At 67.9% G+C, this 23254-nt stretch carries 19 protein-coding genes; 7 read left to right on the top strand and 12 right to left on the bottom strand.

The features are described 5' to 3' along the window. Positions 1–197 precede the first annotated feature (197 nt). The 5 genes from J8I35_RS02120 to J8I35_RS02100 all read left to right on the top strand — a co-directional run bounded on the left by J8I35_RS02120 (position 198) and on the right by J8I35_RS02100 (position 6830). On the top strand, positions 198–1637 hold the full coding sequence (locus J8I35_RS02120) for an APC family permease (protein ID WP_209924333.1): 1440 nt from the start codon (positions 198–200) through the stop codon (positions 1635–1637). Positions 1638–1898: 261 nt separating this feature from the next. After that, positions 1899–3344 (top strand): aldehyde dehydrogenase family protein, encoded by a 1446-nt coding sequence (locus J8I35_RS02115; protein WP_209924332.1) that lies wholly within the window; start codon positions 1899–1901, stop codon positions 3342–3344. 63 nt (positions 3345–3407) lie between these two features. Next, entirely contained in the window at positions 3408–4772 is a 1365-nt protein-coding gene (locus J8I35_RS02110; protein WP_209924331.1) for an aspartate aminotransferase family protein, read from the top strand. Between the two features lie 150 nt (positions 4773–4922). Beyond that, positions 4923–5486 carry a cytochrome b/b6 domain-containing protein gene (locus J8I35_RS02105; RefSeq protein WP_209924330.1) on the top strand — a complete coding sequence of 188 codons (564 nt, stop codon included), beginning with the start codon at positions 4923–4925 and terminating at the stop codon, positions 5484–5486. Between the two features lie 195 nt (positions 5487–5681). After that, entirely contained in the window at positions 5682–6830 is a 1149-nt protein-coding gene (locus J8I35_RS02100; RefSeq protein ID WP_209924329.1) for a porin, read from the top strand. Between the two features lie 63 nt (positions 6831–6893). On the opposite strand, the gene J8I35_RS02095 is transcribed toward J8I35_RS02100, so the two are convergent. Beyond that, a complete protein-coding gene (locus J8I35_RS02095) occupies positions 6894–7949 on the bottom strand; it encodes a porin (RefSeq protein ID WP_050016836.1) in 1056 nt (351 codons plus the stop codon). 312 nt (positions 7950–8261) lie between these two features. Between J8I35_RS02095 and J8I35_RS02090 the strand changes: the two genes are divergently transcribed. Next, a complete protein-coding gene (locus tag J8I35_RS02090; protein ID WP_039356037.1) occupies positions 8262–8990 on the top strand; it encodes an IclR family transcriptional regulator in 729 nt (242 codons plus the stop codon). Positions 8991–9032: 42 nt separating this feature from the next. Here the strand turns inward: J8I35_RS02090 and J8I35_RS02085 are convergent, their stop codons facing one another. The 9 genes from J8I35_RS02085 to J8I35_RS02045 form a co-directional block, all read right to left on the bottom strand. After that, complete coding sequence (locus J8I35_RS02085) at positions 9033–10484, bottom strand: NAD-dependent succinate-semialdehyde dehydrogenase (RefSeq protein ID WP_209924499.1); 1452 nt, start codon at positions 10482–10484, stop codon at positions 9033–9035. A gap of 84 nt (positions 10485–10568) precedes the next feature. Beyond that, positions 10569–10901, bottom strand: a complete 333-nt coding sequence (locus J8I35_RS02080; protein WP_050016779.1) for an NIPSNAP family protein — start codon at positions 10899–10901, stop codon at positions 10569–10571. Beyond that, positions 10891–12522 (bottom strand): bifunctional 3-(3-hydroxy-phenyl)propionate/3-hydroxycinnamic acid hydroxylase, encoded by a 1632-nt coding sequence (locus J8I35_RS02075; RefSeq protein WP_209924328.1) that lies wholly within the window; start codon positions 12520–12522, stop codon positions 10891–10893. The genes J8I35_RS02080 and J8I35_RS02075 overlap by 11 nt, the downstream gene beginning before the upstream one ends. Next, a complete protein-coding gene (locus J8I35_RS02070) occupies positions 12519–13442 on the bottom strand; it encodes an alpha/beta hydrolase (protein ID WP_209924327.1) in 924 nt (307 codons plus the stop codon). Before J8I35_RS02070 ends, J8I35_RS02075 begins: the two co-directional genes overlap by 4 nt. A gap of 27 nt (positions 13443–13469) precedes the next feature. Then, positions 13470–14075, bottom strand: coding sequence for an amino acid synthesis family protein (locus J8I35_RS02065; RefSeq protein WP_023476921.1), 606 nt, complete (start codon positions 14073–14075; stop codon positions 13470–13472). 48 nt (positions 14076–14123) lie between these two features. Beyond that, positions 14124–14639 (bottom strand): VOC family protein, encoded by a 516-nt coding sequence (locus tag J8I35_RS02060; RefSeq protein ID WP_089490437.1) that lies wholly within the window; start codon positions 14637–14639, stop codon positions 14124–14126. Between the two features lie 12 nt (positions 14640–14651). Further along, positions 14652–15689: a sialidase family protein gene (locus J8I35_RS02055; RefSeq protein WP_209924326.1), complete on the bottom strand. Its 1038-nt coding sequence runs from the start codon at positions 15687–15689 to the stop codon at positions 14652–14654. 15 nt (positions 15690–15704) lie between these two features. Further along, complete coding sequence (locus J8I35_RS02050; protein WP_209924325.1) at positions 15705–16517, bottom strand: SDR family oxidoreductase; 813 nt, start codon at positions 16515–16517, stop codon at positions 15705–15707. Positions 16518–16566: 49 nt separating this feature from the next. Beyond that, positions 16567–18147, bottom strand: coding sequence for an acetolactate synthase large subunit (locus tag J8I35_RS02045; RefSeq protein ID WP_209924324.1), 1581 nt, complete (start codon positions 18145–18147; stop codon positions 16567–16569). A gap of 394 nt (positions 18148–18541) precedes the next feature. On the opposite strand from J8I35_RS02045, the gene J8I35_RS02040 reads away from it, so the two are divergent. Next, positions 18542–20647, top strand: a complete 2106-nt coding sequence (locus J8I35_RS02040; RefSeq protein WP_209924323.1) for a TonB-dependent receptor — start codon at positions 18542–18544, stop codon at positions 20645–20647. 41 nt (positions 20648–20688) lie between these two features. Here the strand turns inward: J8I35_RS02040 and J8I35_RS02035 are convergent, their stop codons facing one another. Both J8I35_RS02035 and J8I35_RS02030 read right to left on the bottom strand, forming a co-directional pair. After that, a complete protein-coding gene (locus J8I35_RS02035; protein ID WP_124555380.1) occupies positions 20689–21942 on the bottom strand; it encodes an arsenic transporter in 1254 nt (417 codons plus the stop codon). A 37-nt stretch (positions 21943–21979) separates the two neighbouring features. Then, complete coding sequence (locus tag J8I35_RS02030; protein ID WP_209924322.1) at positions 21980–23245, bottom strand: MFS transporter; 1266 nt, start codon at positions 23243–23245, stop codon at positions 21980–21982. Between the last annotated feature and the right edge of the window lie 9 nt (positions 23246–23254).

Genomic DNA, 23254 nt, shown 5'->3' with positions numbered 1-23254 from the left:
TCGGCACCGTAAATTTTGTCGTCGGCCCTGCTCGCATGCGCTGCACCGCATCGAGCGGCCGTCCAAGCGCATACCTGTGTCGTCGGCGGAGGTCGGCATCGATTGCCGGCACGTCAGGATCGGCGCGCGGCACGGGGATATCGATCAGGCATGCCGGTGTCGACTCCTGACGGACGAGCCGGCCAGCGGGACCCATCATGAACGAATCGTCACCCCGGTCCGAAGCGGGGCTCAGCAAGAACGCCGTCGGACTCTCCCACATCGTCTTCTTCGTCGTCGCCGCGGCCGCGCCGCTCACCGCGATGGTCGGCGCGACGCCCGCGGCATTCTCGCTCGGCAACGGCCCCGGCGTGCCCGGCGTATTCGTGCTGGCCGGCGTCATGTACCTGATCTTCAGCATCGGCTATGCGGCGATGAGCCGGCACATCTCCAATGCGGGCGCGTTCTACGCGTACATCGCGAACGGGCTCGGACGCCCCGCCGGCGTGGGCGGCGCGTTCGTCGCGATCGTCGCGTACAACGCGGTGCAGATCGCGATCTACTGCGTGTTCGGCTTCTTTCTGAACGACAGCATCCAGCGGCACTACGGCGTCGACGTGCCGTGGTGGGCGTTCGCGCTCGCGTGCGTCGTCGCGGTCCACTTCTGCGGCGCGCGGCGCATCGAGTTCAGCGGCCGGCTGCTCGGCATGCTGATGATCGGCGAAATCGCGATCGTGATGCTGCTCGATCTCGCGATCGTCGTGCACGGCGCGAGTGCCGGCGGCTTCAGCGCGAAACCGTTCAGCCCCGCGATGGTGTTCGCGCCCGGGCTCGGCACCGCGCTCGTGTTCGTGCTCGGCTCGTACATGGGCTTCGAGGCGACCGCGATCTTCTCCGAGGAGGCGCGCGACCCGAAGCGCACGATTCCGCGCGCCACCTACCTCGCCGTGATCCTCATCATGGCGTTCTACGCGCTGTCGTCGTGGGCGATCGTCGAGGCGTGGGGCGAGCGCGCGATCGCCGCGCAGGCCGCGCGCGATCCGGCCAATCTGTGGTTTGCCGTCAGCGGCCGGCTGCTCGGCAGCATCGCGACGGACGCGATGAACGTGCTGCTCGTCACGAGCCTGTTCGCGGCCATCCTGTCGTTCCACAACACGATCACGCGCTATTTCTACGCGATGGGCCGCGAACGCGTGCTGTGGCGCAAGCTCGGCCATACGTGCCCGGTGCATCGTTGCCCGGACGTCGCCGGCAAGGTGCAGACGCTGATCGCGCTCGCGGCCATCGCCGGGTCGGCCGCGTTCCGCCTCGATCCGTTCGCGGTCGTGTTCTCGTGGATGAGCGCGCTGGCCACGATCGGCATCATCGCGGTGCAGATCCTGGTGGCGGCGTCGGTGATCGCGTTCTTCGCGCGCGATCACCGCGACGCCGGCGTCGTGCACCGCCTGATCGCGCCGCTCGTCAGCATGATCGCGCTCGGTGCGTGCCTCGTGCTCGTCGTGCGCAACCTGTCCGTGCTGAGCGGATCGGATTCGACCTTCGTCGCGATGTTTCCGTATTTCCTCGTCGCCGTCGGTGCGCTCGGCATCCGCGCCGCGCTGCGGTTGAAGCGCAGCGACCCGGACCTGTATCGCGAACTCGGGCGCGCCGCCCAGTAGCCGCCGACCGGACGGTGCCGCGCCGCACCGTCGTCTCATTGTTCGCTTCCCGCGCATTTCCCGCTGCCGACGCGATTCTCGATGCGTCGCGCCGGCACGGGTATTCCCTATCCCGATCGCGCCGCAACGATTGCCGATAGCGGACAAGGCGCGCGTTTTCATCGACATACAGTGAATGCGACGTCGAAGCCTGACGGTGGCCGTTGTCATCGCCCTCACCCGTTCGGCCCGACGATTCGCCCCTGGGAAACACGGAACACCATGATGAAAATTCAGAATCTGATCGACGGCAGGCATTGCGACGCAGCGGCCGGCCGTACCTTCGAAAAGCTGGCGCCGGCGACCGGCGACTACGTGGCCGCCGTGCCCGCATCGACCGCCGAAGACGTCGATCGCGCGGTGCGTGCCGCGCACGCCGCGCTGCACGGCGACGCGTGGGCCCGCGCGGGCGGCTCGGCGCGCGCGCGCTGGCTGCTTCGGCTGGCGGACCTGGTCGAGCGCGACCGTGACGCACTGGCGGAATGCCTGGCCGTCGAACAAGGGCGCCCGCTTGCCGAGATGCGGATGATGGACCTGCCGATGTGCATCGACACGCTGCGCTATTTCGCCGGCTGGGCCGACAAGCTCGAGGGCCGCACGATTCCGACCGACGGCTTCATGGGCCGCCCGACGCTCAGCTACACGCGGCGCGCGCCGGTGGGCGTCGCCGGTCAGATCATCCCGTGGAACGCGCCGTTGATGATCGCGGTGTGGAAGCTCGCGCCGGCGCTCGCGGCCGGCTGTCCGGCGGTCATCAAGCCGTCGGAGGACACGCCGCTGGCCGTCGCCCGGCTCGGCGAACTCGTCTGCGAAGCCGGCCTGCCCGCCGGGGTCGTCAACATCGTGCACGGCGTCGGCGCGGAAGTCGGCGCCGCGCTGGTCGCGCACCCGCTCGTGAACAAGATCAGTTTCACCGGCAGCACCGAAGTCGGCCGCGCGATCGCGGGCGTGGCAGCGAAGACCTTCAAGCGCGTCACGCTCGAACTCGGCGGCAAGGCCGCGCAGATCGTGTTTGCGGATGCCGATCTCGACCGGGCGATTCCGTCGCTGATGGCCGGCATGTTCGCGAACCAGGGGCAGACGTGCGCGGCCGGCTCGCGCGTGCTCGCACATCGCTCGATCGCGCAGGCACTCGAAGAACGGCTTGCCGACGCAGCTCGCGCGATGCGCGTCGGTCCGCCGTCGGAGCCCGGCGTGCAGATGGGTGCGCTGATCAACCCGCGCCACCTCGCGCGGGTACGCGCGCTCGTCGACGGCGCGCTCGCCGAAGGCGCGGTGATGCTCGCCGGCGACGAGCAGGTGCCGCCGCGCGGCTGCTTCATGCGCCCGACGATTCTGGGCGGCGTTCATCCGGGCATGCGGATCGCCCGCGACGAGGTGTTCGGCCCGGTCGGCATGGTGATGCCGTTCGAGACCGAGGACGACGCCGTCCGCATCGCCAACGACACGCCGTTCGGTCTCTCCGCTTCGGTGTGGACGCAGGACGTCGGCACCGCGCACCGCGTCGCCGAGCGGCTCGACGTCGGCGCGGTCGCGATCAATGCGTGGAGCCCGATCGACGCGCGCCTGCCGTGGGGCGGCACCAAGCAAAGCGGGATCGGGCGCGACCTGTCGAAGGCCGCGCTCGATTCGTATCTCGAGGAAAAGATCGTCACCGCAGCCCTGTGACCCGACGGCGCACACCGCGCCCCAACCCTGTTCAAGTACTTCGCAAGAGAGACGAGAGACACCATGGACTATCAAAAGCGTCAAAAACGATTCTGGCACCCGATGAGCTCGGCGGCCGCCGGGCATACGACTCCCACCGTGATCATCGAGCGCGGCGACGGCAACTACGTGTACGACGTCGACGGCCACCGCATGCTCGACGGCGTCGGCGGACTGTGGAACGTCAACGTCGGCCACAACCGGCCGGAAGTGAAAAGCGCGATCGCGCGGCAGATGGACGCGCTGTCGTACTACCAGACCTTCGACGGCGTCGCCCATCCGCGCGTCTACGATCTGGCCGACCGCCTGTGCGCGATGTTCGCGCAGGAAGACATGCAGCGGGTGATGTTCGGCAGCGGCGGCTCCGACGCGATCGAGACCGCGCTCAAGATGGCGCGCCAGTACTGGGTCGCCGCGGGCGAGCCGTCGCGCACGAAATTCCTGTCGCTGCGCAACGGCTATCACGGCGTGCACATGGGCGGCACGTCGATCGGCGGCAACGGCGTCTACCATTACAATCATGGCCCGCTGCTGCCCGGCTGCGTGCTGCTCGACACGCCCTGGCTCTATCGCAATCCGTGGAATTGCGACGATCCGCAACAACTCGTCGAGCACTGCATCCGGCAGCTCGAGGAAACGATCGCGTTCCACGGCCCGCAGACCATCGCCGCGTTCGTCGCCGAACCGGTGCAGGGCGCCGGCGGCCTGATCGTCCCGCCGGCTGATTACTGGGCGCGCGTGCGGGCCGTGTGCGACCGTAACGGCATCCTGCTGATCGCGGACGAGGTGGTCACCGGCTTCGGCCGCACCGGCAGCCTGCTCGGCAGCCGCGGCTGGGGCGTCGCCGCCGACATCCTGTGCGTCGCCAAGGGCATTTCCGCCGGCTACGTGCCGCTCGGCGCGACGCTGTACAACGGGCGCATCGCCGACGCGATCGAACATGGCGCGGGCTTCTCGCACGTGGTCATGCACGGCTATACGTACAGCGGGCATCCGCTCGCGTGCGCCGCGTCGCTCGCGGTGCTCGACATCGTCGAGGCCGAGGATCTGCCGGGCAATGCGGCGCGGGTCGGCCAGCGCCTGCTCGAGCAATTGCTGCCGCTGGAGGCCGACTTCGAGACCGTCGGCGACGTCCGCGGCAAGGGGCTGATGCTGGCGCTCGACCTGGTGACCGACAAGGCCAGCCGCACGCCGCTCGATCCGGGCAAGGGGTTCGCCGCCCGCGTGGCCGATGCCGCGCGCCGGCGCGGCGTGCTGGTGCGGGCGATCGCGAACAAGGTGGTGATGTCGCCGCCGCTGACGCTGCGGCAGGACGAAGCCGACTTCATCGCGGTGACGCTGCGCGAGGCGTTGCAGGAGTGCTGCGCGGAATCGACGGCGATCGCCTGAGCGCGCGAACCGGCCCGGCGCACGGGCCTTTCGTCGAAGACTCGTGCGCATCGCCATCCGGCCTCGGTTCGACGAAGATCGCCGCGGGGCGCCGAAGTCGACGATCGGCATCCCGCGTGCCCCGTTTCGTTTAAAAGGAAGACAAATCAAATGGAAAACCAGGCCATCGCATTCCCCGCGGAGAAATACCCGCTCGCGCTTCGGTTGCTGCACTGGGTCAGGGCGATCCTGATCGGCGCGCAGCTGTGGACCGGCTGGACGATGGTCCGGCTCGACGACAACCTGCCGGCCAAGTTCGACTGGTACTACCCGACGCACAAGGAATTCGGCGTGCTCACGCTGCTGGTGGTCGTTACGCAACTGGCGATTCGCTCGATGAAGCCGTTGCCGCCGCTGCCTTCCACGCTGCCAACGCTCGATCGCACGCTCGCCAGGATCGGCCACTACCTGCTGTATGCGCTCGCGATCATCGTGCCGCTGATGGGCTATTCGATGTCCAGCACGTATACGCAGAGCGACGGCGTGCCGTTCTTCTTTTTCCGCGTACCCGAGTTGCTGCCGAAGAACGACCATTGGTTCGAGGCGTTTCAATGGCTGCACAAAACGCTCGCCTATATGTTGCTCGCGCTCATCGTGCTGCATGTGCTTGGCGCGCTGAAACACCGGTTCTTCGACCGCAACCCGGAAAACGACGTGCTGCGGCGGATGCTGTAACGCCGCCGCCACGCGGAACCGCGCGCCCGGCGAGGTTCCGTATTCGGTCCGCCCGATCGCGGCGGGTCTCTTTTCTTCAAATTTAATATTTCGTTTTACTAACGACAAGCGGACCCGCTACACGCGTCCGGTGCTGACGTATGCCGTCGGAAACCGCACCGCGCCGCGTGGGCCGTCCACACCTGGAGATCGACGATGAAGAAGATGATGGCGGCCGTATCGGCCGCGAGCGCGATGGGATTCGGCCTGACGGCCCATGCGCAAAGCACCGTGGCGCTGTACGGCCTGATCGACGAAGGCGTCAACTTCACGAGCAACGCCGGCGGCAGCAACGCTTACCAGATGGTCAGCGGCGATACCGTCGGCAGCAACTGGGGGCTGAAAGGCACCGAGGATCTCGGCGGCGGGCTCAGAGCGCTGTTCCAGCTCGAGAACGGCTTCAACGCGAGCACCGGCGCGCTCGGCGTGACGTCGCGGATGTTCGGCCGGCAAGCCTACGTCGGGCTCGATTCCGACCGGTTCGGCACGCTCACGTTCGGCCGCCAGTACGACCCCACGCTCGACATGTGGAGCCCGTTCACGGCCACCGGCAACTGGCTCGGCGACTTCGGCGCGCACCCGTACGACAACGACAACGCCGACTGGGACTACCGCATCCAGAACAGCGTCAAATACGTGTCGCCCTCCTACGCCGGCTTCAAGGGCGAAGTGCTCTACGGGCTCGCGAATCAGGCGGGGGGCTTCGCGCGGAACCGCGTTTATAGCGCCGCCGTGCAGTACCAGGCGGGCGCGTTCTCCGCCGCCGTCGCGTACCTGAAGGCCAACAACGGTGGCGCGACCGCGGGCGGTGCATTGTCGAGCGACGATACGGTCTTCAGCGGCCGCTCGCAGCAGAACATCGATGCCGGCATGTCGTACAAGTTCAGCGACACGCTGACGCTGTCCGCCGCGTATTCGCACGTCGACGTGACCAACCCCGAGTCGAATCTGTACTTCGCGAACCAGCCGGCCGCAGGCTCGCAGCACGCGTGGAAGTTCGACAACTTCGAGGTCAACGGCCAGTATTTCTTCCGGCCGGACCTCTGGCTCGGCGCCGCCTATGCCTACACGCATGCGCATGTCGCGACGACGGCAGGCGATGCGTCGCCGAGCTGGCATCAGATGTCGATGATGCTCGACTACGATCTGAGCAAGCGGACCTCGACGTACATCCAGGGCGCGTACCAGCATGCAACCGGCCATACCGGCACCGACTTCGACTACGCGCACGTGCTGGGCACGGCCGGACAGTCGTCGGGCCGCAACCAGCTGGCGTTGCGCGTCGGGATGATGCATCGGTTCTGAACCGGGTGGGGAAACACGGGCTCTCGCGCGACGGACGCGGCAGCCCGTGTTTCTCGCGCATCGTCAGAACTGATGCCGCAGGCCGAGCCGAACCGCGGTCTGCGTCGAACCGGACGCCGCCCCGCCGAGCGCCGCCTCGACCTGCGCGCCATACGCACTGTCGTGCCCGCGTGCGAATACCGCGTAAAGGCCGGACCGCTTCGACAGCGAATAGTCGGCGCTCAACGTGATCTGGTTGGCCGAGCCGATGTCGCCGCCGCGCTGCTGGTACTGGAAGCCGCCGCCCAGTTGCAACGCCGGCGTGACCGCATAGGTCAGCCCGGCGTCATAGGTGGTGGCCCGCAGCGGCGCGGCAGCGCTGATCCGCACGTCCGACACCATGCCGAAGACACGAAACGGCCCGACGTTGTAGCCTGCGCCGCCCGAGACATTGCGCAGATTGCCACCGGCAGTTACATCGTGCTGGCCGAAATAAGCGAGCGCGGCGCTGAACGCGCCTTGCGTGTAGGACAGCATCGCGCTTTGCACGCTGCTGCGCGCGACCGTGCCGGGCACGTTGCCGAATCCCCACAGGCCGCCGAACGACAATCCGCCGAACGTCGGGCTCACGTACTTCACCGCATTGTTCACCTGGACGCCCCATACGCGGTTGTCGAGCGCGCCGCCCGCCGACGCGTTCGCGGGCAAGCCCCACGCGAGCAGGCCGGCCGGCGTGTTCGCACCGGTTGCAAAAGCCGGCATGAGATCGCCGACGAAATCGAACTGGCGCCCGAGCGTCACGGTCCCCCAGTCGCCGCCGAGCCCGACGTACGCTTGCGAACTGAATGCGGAGCCGGGTACGGTCAGCGCACCGTCGGACGTCTGGAACTGGCTTTCGAGCCGGAAGACCGCATAGTCGGCGCCGCCGAGATCCTCCCTGCCCGTCACGCCCCACACGTCGTTGCGCGACACGCCGGCCTGCAACGCGATCTGACGTCCGCCGCGCGGGGCGGACGCCACGTCGTTCGTATAGGTCACGCCCGTGTCCAGCGAACCGTAGAGCGTCACGCTCGATTGCGCGAACGCCGGTGCGACGGCACCGCAGCCGCACCATGCCACCATCCGGAACCACCGTTTCATCTGCTTCTCCTCATCGAATTTTCCCGGACGATGCACGCGTGAACCGGCCGGCGCGGCAGCAACATCGATCCAGTGCGATTTCATTGTCTAAAATAGGAATCCATATCAATCGATGGCGAAGCGAGTCACGTCGATGCGCCGGCACGCATACCATACAAGCATCGACGCGGTTCCCGGTGCCGCCCGCACGACTTAAGTTAGACTACGGCCTGTCGCCCGCCGCGCTGCATTTCGTGCCGCAGCGCGGCAACCCGAAACCGCACTCGCCCTTCACGTTCCCTAGCCGCAAGCCGTCTGATCCCGGATTACGTCATGTCGAGCCTCACCAAAATGCTGTCCATCCTCGACGTCTTCTCTTCGTCGGCGACGTCGATGACCGCCGAGGAAATCGCCGAACACATGGGCTTTTCGCGCACCACGTGCTATCGCTACGTGAAGGAACTGGCATCCGTCGGCCTGCTCGTCGGCACCAACGGCCGCTATACGCTGGGCCCGCGCATCATCCATCTCGACTACAACATGCGGCAGTCGGACCCGACGCTCACCGCCGCGAAGCCCGTGATCCAGAAGCTGGTTCAGGTCACCGGCGGCGATGCGCTCGTGTCGACGCTGTTCGACGAACAGATCATCAACGTGATGCACGAAACCGGCGCCGAGAACCTGCAACTCGGTTTCGGCCGCGGCCGCATCATGCCGCTGTTCCAGGGCGCGTCGTCGAAAGTGATCGTCGCCGCGATGTCGCGCGCGCGGCTGAAGCGCCTGCACGAACGCCACAACGCCGAGCTCGGCGAGTTCGCGAGCGACTGGACGCAGTTCTGGCGCGCGTGCCAGCAGATCGTCGACGCGGGCTACTGGATCTCGCGCGGCGAACTCGATGAAGGGTTCGTCGGCATCGCCGCGCCGATTCGCACGGCCAGCAGCGGCGAGGTCAACAGCAGCCTGTCGCTGGTCTTTCGCGCCGAACACTTCGCGCTGTTCGACGAGCACGTGCTCGGCAAGCTGCTGATCGACGCCACCGCGCAGATCGGCGACGCGACCTGAGCATGCGACCGTCGTCGCGCGCGACGGTCGACCGACATCCGGTCAGTTCATCTGCGTGATGAATTTGGTGACCAGATAACCGTCGAACGTCTCCATTCCGCCCTCGCTGCCGAAACCGCTGTCCTTCACGCCGCCGAACGGAATCTCCGCCGGCCCCATCCCGAAGTGATTGATGTTGACCATGCCGGCTTCGAGCGCGCGGCCGATCCGGTGCGCATCGCGCGCCGACGTCGTGAACGCGTACGACGCAAGGCCGAACGGCAAGCGGTTCGCTTCGTCGAGCGCATCGTCGAGCGCGTCGAACGGCACGATCCCGACGATCGGGCCGAACGGCTCTTCGTTCATCAGCCGCGTGTCGCGCGCCGGTCCCAGTACGACCGTCGGCGCGAAGTAGTGCCCTGGTCCGGCCACGCGCGTCCCGCCGCATGCGATCTTCGCCCCTTTCGTCTTTGCGTCGGCAACGAACGCGTCGATCTCGGATACGCGTCGCGCATGCGCAAGCGGCCCCATCGTGGTCGCCTCTTCCAGCCCGTAGCCGACGCAAATCTTGCCGACCGCTTCCAGATACGCGCCGACGAACCGGTCGAACACCGCACGCTGCACGAAGAACCGCGTCGGCGACACGCAAACCTGCCCCGCATTGCGAAACTTGTACGCGGCCAGCATCGTCGCGGCGCGGTCGATATCGGCGTCCGCACAGACCAGCACCGGCGCATGCCCGCCCAGCTCCATGGTCATGCGCTTCATGTGCGACGCGGCGAGCGCCGCCAGTTGCTTGCCGACCGGCACCGAACCCGTGAACGAGATCTTGCGCACGAGCGGCGACTCGATCAGCTGCCTCGACACGTCGGCCGGCACGCCCCAGACGATGTTCAGGCAGCCCGCGGGCAAGCCGGCGTCGTGAAAGATCCGCGCGAGCGCGACGATCGCGCTCGGCGATTCCTCCGGCCCTTTCAGCACCAGCGTGCAGCCCGACGCAAGCGCGGCCGCGATCTTGTGCATCGCCTGGCTGAACGGAAAATTCCACGGCGAGAACGCCGCGCACACGCCGATCGGTTCGCGCAGCACCGTCTGCGCGACGTCCGGCGAGCGCGACGGCACGACGCGGCCATAGGTGCGACGCCCTTCCTCCGCATGCCATTCGAGCTGCTCGGCCGACGACACGACCTCGGCAATCGCCTCGCGAAGCGGCTTGCCCTGGTCCATCGTGATGTGGCGGCCGATCGCCGGCGCCCGCTCGCGCACCAGCGCAGCTGCGCGGCGCAGGATGTCCGAGCGCGCGAGCGGCGACTCGCGGCGCCACGTCGCGAACGCACGATGCGCGGCGCGCACCGCGGCGTCGATATCGTCCGGCGTCGCATGCGGCAAGTCGCCGAGCACGCTGCCGGTTCCCGGATCGAGAACGGGCTGCGTGCGCCGGCCATCGGCCTGAAGGAACCGGCCGTCGATATACAGATGGAGCGACGCGTAATCGCGTTGCGCATCAGGCGTCATGCGGGAAGTCAGCGGCGTAAACGGGATCAAGACGGATACCTCGGTAGAGACTGTACGATAGGCCGGACATGCAACGAACGCGCATCACGCGGCCGATGGCGGTGCACGCAGCAGACCGCCGATTTCCTGTCGGAGAATCTGGTTTTCCTGCCGGACGAGCAGATGCCGGACCTTGCCGCGAAACGTCCTGAAGTCGGGATCGGCCATCAGCACGGCACGACGCCGCGCCCGATCGTCCAGCGAATCGAACGCCCACAGATAGACGAGCTGATTCAGCGGTCCGACTTCCGTCGCGAAACAGCCGACCATCGTGCCGAGCGCGTGCTCCTGCGGCGCGCGGCCGCACTCCGCATAGAGCCGCAGATACTCGGCGACGCCGCCCGGCACCAGCGTGTACGTGCGTTGCTCAACAAACATCCGCGGTCTCCCGTTGTCGCGGCGCAAACGCCTGGAACGCCGCGGTCACGCCTGCGATGCCGGCGGCGTCCGTCTGCGCGGCCACGTAGCGGTCGGGGCGCACGACCACGAGCGGGCCGCGATGCCGGTCGAACCATGCCGCCAGCGCGTTGTCGACGTCCTCGACGCACACGCTGCCGTGGGCGCTCGTCACGCGCCGCGCGCGGCCCGTCCCGCTGCGCGAGCGGTTGACCTGAACGAAGGTCGCGCCCAGCGCCGTCCAGTACGCGCGATCGTCGTCGCTCAGGCACGCCTGCGGATCGCATTGCCAGCCGACGATCGAAAACCATGGGCCGAGCACGTCGTCGAGCTTGCGGCGCACGCCGTCGGCCGTTTCGACGTCGGGCTGCGCGATCATCCTGCCCGCCGCGTCGCCCGGCGCGCCCGGCAGCACGACGCCGCGCGTATAGCTCGGCATCGGCTTGAACCGCATCTGCAGCACGTAGTCCTTCAGGCCCGGCGCATACCGCGCGAGCCCGAGGAACCGGTCGCGCAGAAACGCGACGACCCGGTTGGTCGGCATCAGCATCGCACCGAACGTGTCCGCGAGATCGATCATCGCCTTCGCGTGGTCGCGGCGTTCCGATTCGTAGGTAGCGATCACGCCGGGATCCAGCGTGCCGTTCACGACGCCTGCGAGTTTCCACGCGAGATTGCCGACGTCGCGCAGGCCGGCGTTCAGGCCCTGGCCGATCCACGGCGGGCTCAGGTGGGCAGCATCGCCGACGAGCGCCACGCGGCCCGCCACGAAACGCTCGGCCACGCGAGAATGGTGCGTATAGGTCCGCGCGCGCACGATCTCGATACGATCGACGTCGTCGACGTACGGCGCGATCAGCGCACGGATCGATTCCGGCCGCGCGATCGCCTCTGCGTCCTCGTGCGGGAATACGAGAAACTCCCAGCGCCGGAAATTGAACGGCAGATAGATGCACACGTTCGGGCGGCGCGGGTCGCAGTTCAGCGCCGTGCACGGCTGGTCGAGCCCGGCATTCTTCACGTCGACCACGACCCATTTGATCGGATGCGTCGTGCCGGCCAGCTTGATGCCGAGCCAGTCGCGCATCGGGCTGCGTCCGCCGTCGGCCGCCACCACGTAGTCGGCGTCGAGCGCATACTGCCTGCCGTCGGCGGCGCGCACCTGCAACGTGACGCATCGGTCGTCCTGTTCGACGCCGACCACTTCCTCGCCGGTCCGCAGCGCTACGTGCGGATAGCGCGCCAGCCCCGCGCGCAGCGTGTGTTCGGCCAGTTGCTGCATGAAGATGTTGCGCCGCCACCAGCCGAATTCGCGTATCGACGGGCGGATGTCGGCAAAGCATTCGCCGTTCGCCTTGAACATGCGCAACGGCACGTTCTGGATGATGTCGCGGCTCAATTCGTCGGCGAGCCTCGCGGTCTGGAACATCCGCAATGCTTCGTCGTCGATGCCGACCGCGCGCGGAAAATCGACGACGTCCGCCGCCTTCTCGATAATCACCGTCGCGACGCCGTAAAGGCCCAGCAGATTCGCCATCGCGACGCCGTTCGGCCCCGCGCCGACGATCGCGACCGACGTCCGGTTCCGGTTGTTCGCTTTCATTCGCCCACGCCTCCGCTGCGCCATGCAGGATCCTCGAGACGATCGAGCCACGACCGCAACGCGCGATTGAACGCATCGGGTTGATCGTCGTGCACGTAATGCGTCGCGCCGGGAATGTCGATCCGCTCGATTTCCGCATTGGCGGCCGCCATTTCGGCCGCCACGTCCGCGGACAGGAAATCCGAGTCGCCGCCGCGCACCAGCAACGTGGGCACGTGCAGGTTGAGGATCAACGGCCACAGATGGACGAGCTGCTCCGGCGTCGCCGCCAGCCGTGCGGCCGCAATTCCTTGCGCGTCGTGCCGCCAGACGATCCGGCCCGGCTCGCCTTCTTTCAGCGAATGCGCGATGCGCGAATCGAGCGCGGATTCCGCGATGTTCGGCCGCTGGCGCCGCCAGAACGCGCGTGCGTCGTCCCACGACGCGAACGCGTCCGGCGTTTCCTGCAGCTCGCGCTTGATGCGCTCGGAACCCGGCGAGCCGGCCGACGCGCCGGGGCCCATGTCCTCGATCACGAGGCCCGCGAGCCGTTCGGCGTGCCGTTCGGCGTGCCTTTCGGCGTACCGTTCCGGCTGCGCCGCCGCGTAGACGAATGCATTGGCGCCGCCCATCGAGTGCCCGACCAGCACGAATCGTCGCAGGCCGAGCGCGCGCACCAATGCGTCGAGATCGCGCACGTAGGCCGCCGCGTAGTAGTCGCGCCGCGGATCCCAATCGCTGAGCCCGCGCCCGCGCTGATCAAGCGCGACGACCCGGTAGCGGTCGGCCAGCGCAGCGGCGACGGGCGCCCAGGTATGTGCGTAACTGCGCAGGCCGTGCAGCATCACCACGGTCGGCGCATCGTCGCGCCCCCAGCTCACGTAGTGCAGCCGCAGTCCATCGTTGTCGATCCATCCATCGTTGACGGACGCCGTGTTCATCATCTGCTCCTCGCCCGACATGCGCGCTCAGACCAGACCGTCGCGACCGACGATCTCGCTCGCCTTCAGCCCACCGAGCCGCGCATGCAGCCGGCCGCGTGTCGCGAACGCGAAGATCACCAGCACTTCGTCGTCGTTCGGCGCATCGGGAAACAGACACGTCACCGTGTCGTAGTGCGAGCGCACGTAGAGCGCATCCTTGTGCGCGAGCGGCACGTCGATCACCGTATTGATCGGGCCGCGCTTGCCGCTCGACGGCACCCACGATTTGCCGCCGCCCAGCGCCGCGCGGATCGGCTCCGCGAAGATCGACGTGAGGAACGCGTTGCCGTGTTCGTATTCGCCGGCCGAACCGACCAGGCACGCCTTGCCGTAGCTCTCGATCGCGCGGCCGTCGGCGAGCGACTCGATGCGTCGCGCAAACTCCTTGCCGAGCGCGGGCGACGGACGCACGAGATCGTCGAGGTTTTCGCTGAATCGCCCTGCGTACGGGTTGTGAACGGCCGCGGCGATCACGATCTTGCGCAACGGCTCGCCATCCGCGAGCTGGCCGGTTTCGTTCGCGAGCGAATCCTCGATCTGCGTGTACCACTTGCGGATATGAAAGCCTTCGAAATTGGCGATCTTGCTCATTTGCATTCCTATATAAAACGTCGATGATGCGGATGGAAAGGCGGTGCGTCAGTCGAACAGCGGTTCGAGCTGGACGGGATCGCTCGGCGCGTTGTATCGATGCAGCACGCGCTTGCCCTCTTCGTCGTCCGTGACCATTTCGCAGAAGAATTCGAGCCGGTTGCCGTCCGGGTCCGTGAAATACACGCCGATCCCGACCTTGTGATCGGTGATCTTGACGATCGGCACGTCGCGGCGAATCAGCATCCCGTACAGACGGCGCAATTCGGTCAGCCCGCCCGCGATTTCGAGGCCGTAATGCTGCAGGCCGATCGTGCCGAGTTCCGCATCGGACGCCGCGCGAATCAGCGCGATGTCGTGGTGCTTCTGGCCGAACGACATGAACACCCACTGCTCGCCGCGCGCGGTTTCCATCATGCCGAGCACCTCGGCATACCAGGTGCTCGAGCGAACGGGATCGCGCACGAACAGCGACAGGTGGGTGCGTTGCACGCGCGGCGTCGGCAGCGGCAGGCCGCTCGCGTTCGCACGCTCGGCGCGTTGGCGGATATCGGACGGTGTCATCGTTCGCTCCGCTCAGTGGGTCGACTGCGCGTGGGCGGCCAGCGGCGCCTCGAACGGCGTCCATGCCACCGCCGTGATCTCGCTGAAATCGCGCCATTCCTTGGTCCAGTTCCGGCCGCCGTCGCGCGAGCGGAACAGGTGCCCGTACTTGGTGCCCGCATACACGAGCGCCGGCCGGGCCGCATGCACGCCGAACGCCCAGAACGTGGAGTTCGGCGGCGTGTGCAGATCCGTCTCGTGCCACGCGTGGCCGCGATCGGTCGAGCGGTAGATGCGGCTGCGGCTGCCCGGCGTGCCGTCGCCGATCGCCATCAGCAGGTCGCCTTCGGGCTCCGGCAGTTGCACGACGGTGCGCGTGTAGTACAGCCCGTCGAAGCGGTCGCGCGACAGCTTGCCGTCCCACGTCACGCCGTCGTCCTCGCTCACGTACACCGCGTTGACCGTCAGCAGCACCGTGGTCTTCGGCCGGCCTTGCGCGGCGGGCACGACGGCGATCGCATGAATGTCGCTGTTGCGGATCGCGGTGCCGGGGCCGTCCACGCGCGTCCAGCTCGCACCGGCATCGCGGCTGCGCCACGCGCCGCCCTCCTCCACGCCGTACCAGACGTTGCGGCTGTCTTCCGGGTCCACGCAGATCGTCAGCAGCCGCGGACGATTGACGCCCGAGCAAAACTCCGGAAACTCGGGCGCCGTTCGCGCCCAGGTCGCGCCCGCGTCGCTCGACTTGTAAAGCGCGGCGCGCGACGGCGCGCCGGTGCCCGCATAGAGCACGGCCGGGTTGGCCGGATCGATCGCGATCGACCAGACCGTCTGCCCGTTCAGCAGGTTCTCGGGCCGGAACCAGTGCGCGCCGCCATCGTCGCTGATGCACAGCCCCGAATCGGCGCCGGCATAGACGCGCGACGGCGTCGCCGGGCACACCGCGAGCGCGCGCACGATGCCGTCGAACTCGATCGGCTCGGCAAGCCCGAGGCGATGCCAGGTCTCGCCGTCGTCGTTCGAGCGCAGGATGCCTTGCCCGGCGGTGGCGACCAGTACGGTTGCGGTCATGAAGTGCTCCTTGTGTCAGAGAAAAATGCCGCGCGTGAGCCCGCCGTCGCAGCCGATCGACTCGCCGGTGATCGAGCCGGACTTCGGCGACGCGAGAAACGCGACGATCCACCCCATTTCTTCCGGCTGCAGCACGCGGCGGATCGGCGTGACCTTCACGTAGTTGGCCTCGACTTCCGCGGCCGTGAGCCCCTGCTTCTGCGCTTCCTTCTCGTAGAGCTCGTGGATGTGCGGCGTCTCGACGACGCCCGGATGAATCGTGTTGACCGTGATGCCGAACGGGCCGAGCTGGTCGGACAGCGTCTTGGTCAGGTGCACGATCGCCACGTTGCGCATGCCGGACAGCTGCTTGCTGCCGCGGCCCGTCAGGCCGCCGATGTTGACGATCCGGCCGAAGCCGTTGGCCCGCATGTACGGTGCGGCCGCCTTCGCGCAGCGCAGGTAGCCGACCACCTTGATGTCGATATCCTGCAGCAGTCCCTGCGGGTCAGCGTGTTCGAGTTCGGCGCGCACGAGCCCGCCCGGATGCGCGGCGCCGTTCAGCAGGATGTCGAGCCGGCCGAAGCGCTCGACGCACGCGGCCATCGCCGCTTCGATCGACGCCATGTCCGTTGTGTCCACCGTGACGGGCAGGATCGCGCCGGCCGCGTCGCCGAGCGGCGCGAGCGTCGTGCGAATCTCGGCGGCCGCCGCTTCGAGGTGTTCGATGCGTCGCGCGGCGATCGCGACGTTGACGCCTTCGCGCGCCAGTTCGAGCGCGACCGCCTTGCCGATGCCCATGCTGCCGCCGGTGATGAACGCGGCTTTTCCGTGCAGTTGCAGATCCATGTCGATGAAAGGTGAGAGTCGGGATTAAGGAAAGAAGCGCGTTGTGCGATCAGGACAACTGCATTTCGATGAGCGTCGGCCCGTCGGTATGCGCGAGCGCGTTGTCGAGCGCTTGCACCAGCGCGTCCGTCGTGCCCACGCGTTCGGCCGGCACGCCGTAGCCGCGCGACAGCGCGATCCAGTCGATCGGCGGATCGTCCAGTTGCGTCAGGCGGCTCGCGTGCGGCGTGTCGGCCGGCAGGCCGCTGCGCGCGAGTTCGGTCTGCAGGATGCCGTAGCGCCGGTTCGATGCGATCAGCATCACGATCGGCAAACGCTCGCGCGCCATCGTCCACAGCGACTGGATCGTGTATTGCGCGCTGCCGTCGGACTGCAGCGCGAACACGCGGCGGTCCGGGCACGCGACGGCGGCGCCGAGCGCCACCGGCAGGCCCTGGCCGATCGCGCCGCCGGTGTTCGTCAAAATGGTGTGACGACGTGCGCGCGCCGATGCGGTCACGAACGGGTAGCCGCACGTACCGCCTTCGATCGACACGATCGCGTCGTCGGGCAGCGCATTCGCGAGCACGCGGCCGACGGCCTGCGGCGTGAGCGGGCCGTCCTCCACGCGCCAGCGCTCGACGTGCACGCCATCGTCATTCGCCGCCGCACCGATGCGATCGGCCAGCGCCTCCAGCGCGTCGTCCGCCGCATCGCCCGGTGTTGCCAGCGTCACGATGTCCTCGGGTCGCGCAAGTTCGCCCGGAATGCCGTCGTAGCCGAAGTAGGTGACGGGCGCGAGCGCGCCGGCCAGCACCACGCGCCGGCCGGCCAGCGCCGCGAGCGCCGGCTCGGGGAAATAAGGCAGGCGGTCGATGTCCGGCAGGCCGCCGCCGCGCTCCGCCCGCGCAGGAAAGGTTTCGCTGAAGCAGGTCGCGCCGGTGGCCGCCGCGATGCGTGCCGCCGCCCGCTGCCCGCGCGCCGACAGCGCGCGGGCGCCCATCAGCAGGACGGCGCGATGACCGCCGAGCAGCAGATCGGCCACCTGTTCGACCCGCGCGGCGTCGAACGACACCGCGGCCGGGCGTACGACGGCGGGCCACGCCGCGCCGCGCACGCTGGCCGACTGGAGGTCGACGGGCAGCACGAGGGTCGCGACGCCGCGCGGCGTGCCCATCGCGGCCGAAATCGCATCGGCCGTATCCGTCGCGAGATCCGTGTCGCGCGCCACGCTGCGATACCACACCGACACCGGACGGGCGAGCGATTCGATGTCGGACGTGAGCGGTGCGTCGTACTTCAGATGCTCGCGCGTGTGATCGCCGACGATGTTCAGGATCGGCGTGCGGGCGCGGCGCGCGTTGTGCAGGTTGGCAATGCCGTTCGCGTGGCCGGGCCCGAGATGCAGCAGCGTCATCGCGGGCTTGCCGGTCATGCGGCCATAGCCGTCGGCCGCGCCCGTGCACACGCCCTCGAACAGCCCGAGGATCGACCGCACGCCGGCCACGGTGTCGAACGCACCGACGAACGGCATCTCGGTCGTGCCGGGATTGGCGAAACAAACGTCGACGCCCGCGTCTCGCGCAGTGGCGAGCACGACGCTCGCCCCGCTTCTTGCTTCGGTATCGCTGTCCAACTGTGGGATGTTCATGCGGCTGCTCGACGGGTTTGGCTGAAGTGTTTTTACTTTAATCCCGAATTACGGGATTTGTCAAACGACCCAATTCACATTCCATGACTTCACCAAGGTCCACGTTTACCCGATATTTCTTGCAAATTTCCCATATTGCGGACGTTGACGCGATATCCGATCGCCACCACGACACGACACATTTCCCACCATTCGGAATTTCACGAAACCGCTACGCCCGATCGACCGCGTCCGCCACGCGCACCGTTTCCCTTCCCGCATCCATTCTCAAAATTACGATTGCAAATGCCTCTCATTTGCATTAAATTGCCGCGCAAATGTACTGTTTGGAACACAGATGTCGGCGCAAGGCCGCCCGCCGTGCCCGAACGCGAACGACACGAAAAGGAGAGGTATGAGCAGGAGGAACTGGGCGGCCGCGCCGATGGCCATCGTCGTCGGCACGACCGGCATGGGCGCCGCCGACGCGCAGGAAACGTCGCTGCCCACCATCGAAATCTCCGCGCAACGCGCGACGGCGCCGTTCCGCACGCGCGAATCGACGAGCGCGACGCGCAGCGAGGCCGACGTGATGGAGATTCCGTTCGCGGTCAGCAGCGTCGACACGAAGCTGATCCAGACCGTGGCCGCCACGCGCGGCGACGAGCTTTACGACTGGGTCGCGGGCGTGTCGCGCCAGAACAACTTCGGCGGCCTGTGGGACAACTACGCGGTGCGCGGCTTCGCCGGCGACGGCAACACGTCCGGCACCGACTACCTGGTCAACGGCTTTTCGTGGAATCGCGGGATGAGCGTGCCGCGCGACACCGTCAACCTTGAGCGCATGGAAGTGCTCAAGGGGCCGGCATCCGCGCTGTATGGCCGCGGCGATCCGGGCGGGATCATCAGCTATACGACGAAGCAGCCGCAGTTTGCACGCGCGAACACCATCGGCGTATCGGCCGGCAGCTACGGCGCACTGCGCCAGACCCTCGATTCGACCGGCCCCGTCACGAAATCGCTCGCGTACCGCTTCGTCGCGATGAACGAAAACAACGGCAGCTTTCGCGACACGGTGTCGAGCAAACGCTACCTGTTCTCGCCGTCGTTCACATGGGACATCGGCGCGGACACGACGCTGCACTACGAATTCGAGAGCGCGCGTCAGCGCGCGCCGCTCGATCGCGGCGTGCTGGCGGTCAACGGCCAGCTTGGCGTGATCCCCGCGTCGCGCTTTCTCGGCGAGCCGCGCGACGGCGACTACGACGTGCGCAACACCGGCCACCAGTTCACGCTCGAGCATCGCATCGATTCCAGCTGGTCGATCAATGCGGGCGTCGCGCAACGCAACACCGACCTGTCGGGGCGCTCGTCCGAGGCATTCGCATTGCAGCCGGACGGCCGCACGCTGTGGCGCCGCTACCGGCAAGTCGCGTTTCACTCGAACGACCTGCAGGGCCGCGTCGAAACCACCGGCTCGTTCCGCACGGGCGGTATCGGCCATACGCTCGTGATGGGTGTCGATGCGTATCGCTTCAACTACGACCAGTTCGTCGCGCGCTCCACGCCGAGCGCCGCGGCGCCGTATGCGATCGACATCTTCGATCCGGTGTACGGCCAGCCCGCGCCGACGCCGCGCACCGCGACCAACCTGCTCGAACGCGATAACGGACAAGGCGTCTACGCGCAGGACACGCTCGCGTTCGGGCCGCACTGGAAGATCCTGGCCGGGCTGCGTTGGGATCGCTTCCACCAGTCGATCGACAACCGCCTGAAGGGCGTGACGACGAGCCAGTTGCAGACCGCGGTGAGCCCGCGTATCGGCGTCGTGTATGAAATGAGCCCCGCGTGGTCGTTCTATGCGAACACCGCGTATTCGTTCCGGCCGAACAACGGCGCCGACGTCGGCGGCAACGCGTTCGATCCCGAAAAGGGCCACGGCTACGAAGCCGGCGCGAAATGGGCGGGCGCGCGCTCGCTCACGACCGTCTCCGCGTTCTACGTGACCAAGCGCAACGTGCTCACCGCCGATCCGGCGAACGCCGGCTTCTCGCGCGCGGCCGGCGAAGTACGCAGCCGCGGCGTCGAATTCGAATGGAGCGGCGATCTCGGCCACGGCCTGCGCGGCATCGCCAATTTCGCGTACGTCGACGCCGAAGTCACGCGCGATACCGTGCTGGCGCCCGGCTCACGCCTCGTCGACGTGCCGCGTCTGAGCGGCAGCGCGCTGCTGATGTACGAGACGACCCTGCCGTTCGCGGACAAGGCCGGCGCCGGCGCCGGCGTGATCTACGTCGGGCGCCGCGCCGGCAACACGGCCAACACGCAGGACGGCTTCGAGCTGCCGGCCTACGCGACCGTGCAGCTCAACGGCTACGTTCAGGTCAACAAGCACCTGCGCGCGTCGGTCGTGCTGAACAACCTGTTCAATCGCACCACCTACGTCAGCTCGTACAACAGCCTGTGGGTCGCGCCGGGCGCGCCGCGCAGCCTGTTCGCGTCGCTCGCTTACTCGTTCTAAGCCGGCCGGGACGGCTGACGCGACGCGCATCGCGCGTCGCGTCAGCCGCCGACCACGAACCGCGCGCCCAGCGCGAGCAGCAACGCCGGCGGCATCACGCACGCGCCGACCGCGAGGAATGCGCGGAAACCGACCTGCAGCCCTTCGCGCCGGATCGCCGTCAGCCACAGAATCGTCGCGAGCGATCCGGTGATCGACAGGTTCGGGCCGAGATCCACGCCGATCAGCATTGCATCGACCACCGTTTGCGGGCTGTGCGCGACGTGGATCGTCGAACTCGCGATCAGCCCGGCGGGCAGATTGTTGACCCCGTTCGACACCAGCGCGACCGCGACGCCGGCTACGGCCGCCGCGACGTGCTCGCCGCTTTGCATGAGCGCGTGTAGCAGCCCCGCCAGCGCGCGCACCGCGCCGGTCCGGTCGAGCGTCTCGACGACGACGAACAGCCCCGCGACGAGCGGCAACACGCTCCATGAAATCGCGCGAACGATCGGCACGCCCGCCGCGCGATCCCGCATCACCACGCACGCGACCGTGACGACACCCGCCAGCGCGGTCGGCAACCCGAGCGGGCGATCGGCGATCGATACCGCCATCAGCGCGACGGCCGTTGCGGCGATGCCTGCCAGCGCGATGCGGCCGCCGCTGGTCAGCGGCTGCACCGGCAGCGCGGACTCACAACGGCCGGAAAGCGCACGTCGCTGCACGATCCGCAGCATGACGAACGTGCACGCGATCGACGCGACGGACGGCGCCGCGAAGTGCGCGAGCCAGACGCCGAGGGCCGGCATGTGCGCGCCGTACAGCACCAGGTTCGCGGGATTCGAAATCGGCAACACGAAACTCGCGGCATTGGCGACGAGCGCACAGCTGTACAGCAGCGGCATCGGATCGGCCTTCGCGCGGCGCGCAGCGGCCAGGACCGCGGGCGTCAGCACGACGGCGGTCGCATCGTTCGACAGGAACACCGTGGTGACGACGCCGACCGCGTAGATCAGCGCGAACAACCGCCGCGGCGATCCCTGTGCGAGATTGACGACGTGCGTCGCGACCCAGTCGAACAGCCCCTCGCGACGGGCCGCCTCGGACAGCAGCATCATGCCCGTCAGGAACAGGTACACGTCGCCGCCTTTCGCGACGGCGTCCAGTGCCTGCGCGACGGGCAACAGGTTCAACCCGACCAGCAGCAGCGCGCCGCTCACGGCCCACGTGGCCTCGGGCCAGCCGAACGGGCGCGTGATGACGCCCGCGGTGGCGAGCGCGGAAATCAGCCAGGCAAGCGAAACAGGATTCATGGGCAAGTGGACGGAGGCAGGGGAATCGACATCGCTGTCACGACGATGTCGCCGATAAATCGGCGGGCTTGCCGCACGCGCTGCTCAGCGATCGCGCATGGCCGAGCCACAGCGCGAGCGAGCCCGTCGACACGGCACCCAGCACGACGAACGCGGCCGGATAGCCGAAGTGCTGCGCGAGCATGCCGCCCAGCACCGGACTGAGCGCCGCGCCGATGCCCTGCGCGGTCGCGACGGCGCCCTGCCCGGCATTCACGCGCCCGGAGCCATGCAACAGGCGCACCACGAGCGCGGGCACGACCACGCTTTGCAGACCGGCGCCGATACCGTCGAGCACCTGCACCGGCCACACGCCCGCTTCGCTCATCCATGTCGCGGCGACCAGCCCGCGCACCGGCAGCACGAGATACGAGCACAGCAGCACCCGCCAGTAACCGTGCGCGCGGATCAGCCGGGGCGCGAGCCACGCCGCCGCAATCATCACGCACTGCGCGATGACGATCGTCTGCGCGGTGAACGCGCTCGCGTTGCTGCGATGCGTGACGACGACGCCCATCCCGTAGAGCGGCAGCATCGCGGCGTTGCCGAGATGAAACAGCGCGAGCGACGCGCCGAGCAGCACCAGCGGCCGGCTCTCGGCGAGCGTGCGCAGGCCGCCGACGCGCGACGTCGACGCCGCGTCGAACGCATCGGGATGCGTCGCGTCCGTTGCCGGCGCAGCACCGGCAGGATCGAGGCCACGTGCGGACGCATGATCGATCGCGTACCTGGGAATCGCCAACGTGCTCGCGATCGCGAGGACCGTAAACACGCCGACGAGCGCGAACACCGCATCGAACCCGACATGCCAGCCGAGCCACCCGGCGAGCGCCGCCCCGGCGACGTTGCCGGCGTGGTTCGCCATCTGGTTGCGCCCGAACTGCCGGTCGAAACCCTGCCGGCGCACGATGCCGAGCGTCACGCCCGCGGCGGCCGGCGCCAGCACCGCGCCGCTGACCGCCGCGAGGATCTGCGACGCCGCCACCGCCGGATAGCTGTGGACGAACAGCATCGCCAGCGACGCAAGCGCCGTCGCCGCGGTCGCCACGACGATCAGCGCCCGCTTCGCGCGCACCGCATCGACGAGCGCGCCGGCCAACGGCGTCGCGGCCATCGCGGCGAGCCCGGCCAGCGTCATCACCGAGCCGATCGCATCGGCGCCCCAGCCGCGCGACAGCAGGATGACGCCGATGAACGGGCCGATGCCGGCCTGCACGTCGGCCAGGAAGAAGTTGAGCGCCTCGAGCGCGCGTGCCGGTCTCATGGGCGTCTC

This window comes from Burkholderia sp. CpTa8-5, from assembly GCF_017815045.1.
In the GTDB taxonomy this organism is placed as follows: Bacteria; Pseudomonadota; Gammaproteobacteria; order Burkholderiales; family Burkholderiaceae; genus Burkholderia; species Burkholderia sola.
The sequence above is the reverse complement of the archived record's forward strand: the minus strand, read 5'-3'. Positions and strand labels throughout refer to the sequence as shown.

What these genes read in the sequence shown, in the direction of transcription:
- J8I35_RS02115 (WP_209924332.1), top strand. Translation starts at nt 1,899, where the DNA reads ATGATGAAAATTCAGAATCTGATCGACGGCAGGCATTGCGACGCAGCG.
- J8I35_RS02075 (WP_209924328.1), bottom strand. Translation starts at nt 12,522, where the DNA reads ATGAAAGCGAACAACCGGAACCGGACGTCGGTCGCGATCGTCGGCGCG.
- J8I35_RS02045 (WP_209924324.1), bottom strand. Translation starts at nt 18,147, where the DNA reads ATGAACATCCCACAGTTGGACAGCGATACCGAAGCAAGAAGCGGGGCG.
- J8I35_RS02095 (WP_050016836.1), bottom strand. Translation starts at nt 7,949, where the DNA reads ATGAAACGGTGGTTCCGGATGGTGGCATGGTGCGGCTGCGGTGCCGTC.
- J8I35_RS02085 (WP_209924499.1), bottom strand. Translation starts at nt 10,484, where the DNA reads ATGACGCCTGATGCGCAACGCGATTACGCGTCGCTCCATCTGTATATC.
- J8I35_RS02100 (WP_209924329.1), top strand. Translation starts at nt 5,682, where the DNA reads ATGAAGAAGATGATGGCGGCCGTATCGGCCGCGAGCGCGATGGGATTC.
- J8I35_RS02050 (WP_209924325.1), bottom strand. Translation starts at nt 16,517, where the DNA reads ATGGATCTGCAACTGCACGGAAAAGCCGCGTTCATCACCGGCGGCAGC.
- J8I35_RS02060 (WP_089490437.1), bottom strand. Translation starts at nt 14,639, where the DNA reads ATGACACCGTCCGATATCCGCCAACGCGCCGAGCGTGCGAACGCGAGC.
- J8I35_RS02055 (WP_209924326.1), bottom strand. Translation starts at nt 15,689, where the DNA reads ATGACCGCAACCGTACTGGTCGCCACCGCCGGGCAAGGCATCCTGCGC.
- J8I35_RS02035 (WP_124555380.1), bottom strand. Translation starts at nt 21,942, where the DNA reads ATGAATCCTGTTTCGCTTGCCTGGCTGATTTCCGCGCTCGCCACCGCG.
- J8I35_RS02110 (WP_209924331.1), top strand. Translation starts at nt 3,408, where the DNA reads ATGGACTATCAAAAGCGTCAAAAACGATTCTGGCACCCGATGAGCTCG.
- J8I35_RS02040 (WP_209924323.1), top strand. Translation starts at nt 18,542, where the DNA reads ATGAGCAGGAGGAACTGGGCGGCCGCGCCGATGGCCATCGTCGTCGGC.
- J8I35_RS02090 (WP_039356037.1), top strand. Translation starts at nt 8,262, where the DNA reads ATGTCGAGCCTCACCAAAATGCTGTCCATCCTCGACGTCTTCTCTTCG.
- J8I35_RS02065 (WP_023476921.1), bottom strand. Translation starts at nt 14,075, where the DNA reads ATGAGCAAGATCGCCAATTTCGAAGGCTTTCATATCCGCAAGTGGTAC.
- J8I35_RS02120 (WP_209924333.1), top strand. Translation starts at nt 198, where the DNA reads ATGAACGAATCGTCACCCCGGTCCGAAGCGGGGCTCAGCAAGAACGCC.
- J8I35_RS02080 (WP_050016779.1), bottom strand. Translation starts at nt 10,901, where the DNA reads ATGTTTGTTGAGCAACGCACGTACACGCTGGTGCCGGGCGGCGTCGCC.
- J8I35_RS02030 (WP_209924322.1), bottom strand. Translation starts at nt 23,245, where the DNA reads ATGAGACCGGCACGCGCGCTCGAGGCGCTCAACTTCTTCCTGGCCGAC.
- J8I35_RS02070 (WP_209924327.1), bottom strand. Translation starts at nt 13,442, where the DNA reads ATGAACACGGCGTCCGTCAACGATGGATGGATCGACAACGATGGACTG.
- J8I35_RS02105 (WP_209924330.1), top strand. Translation starts at nt 4,923, where the DNA reads ATGGAAAACCAGGCCATCGCATTCCCCGCGGAGAAATACCCGCTCGCG.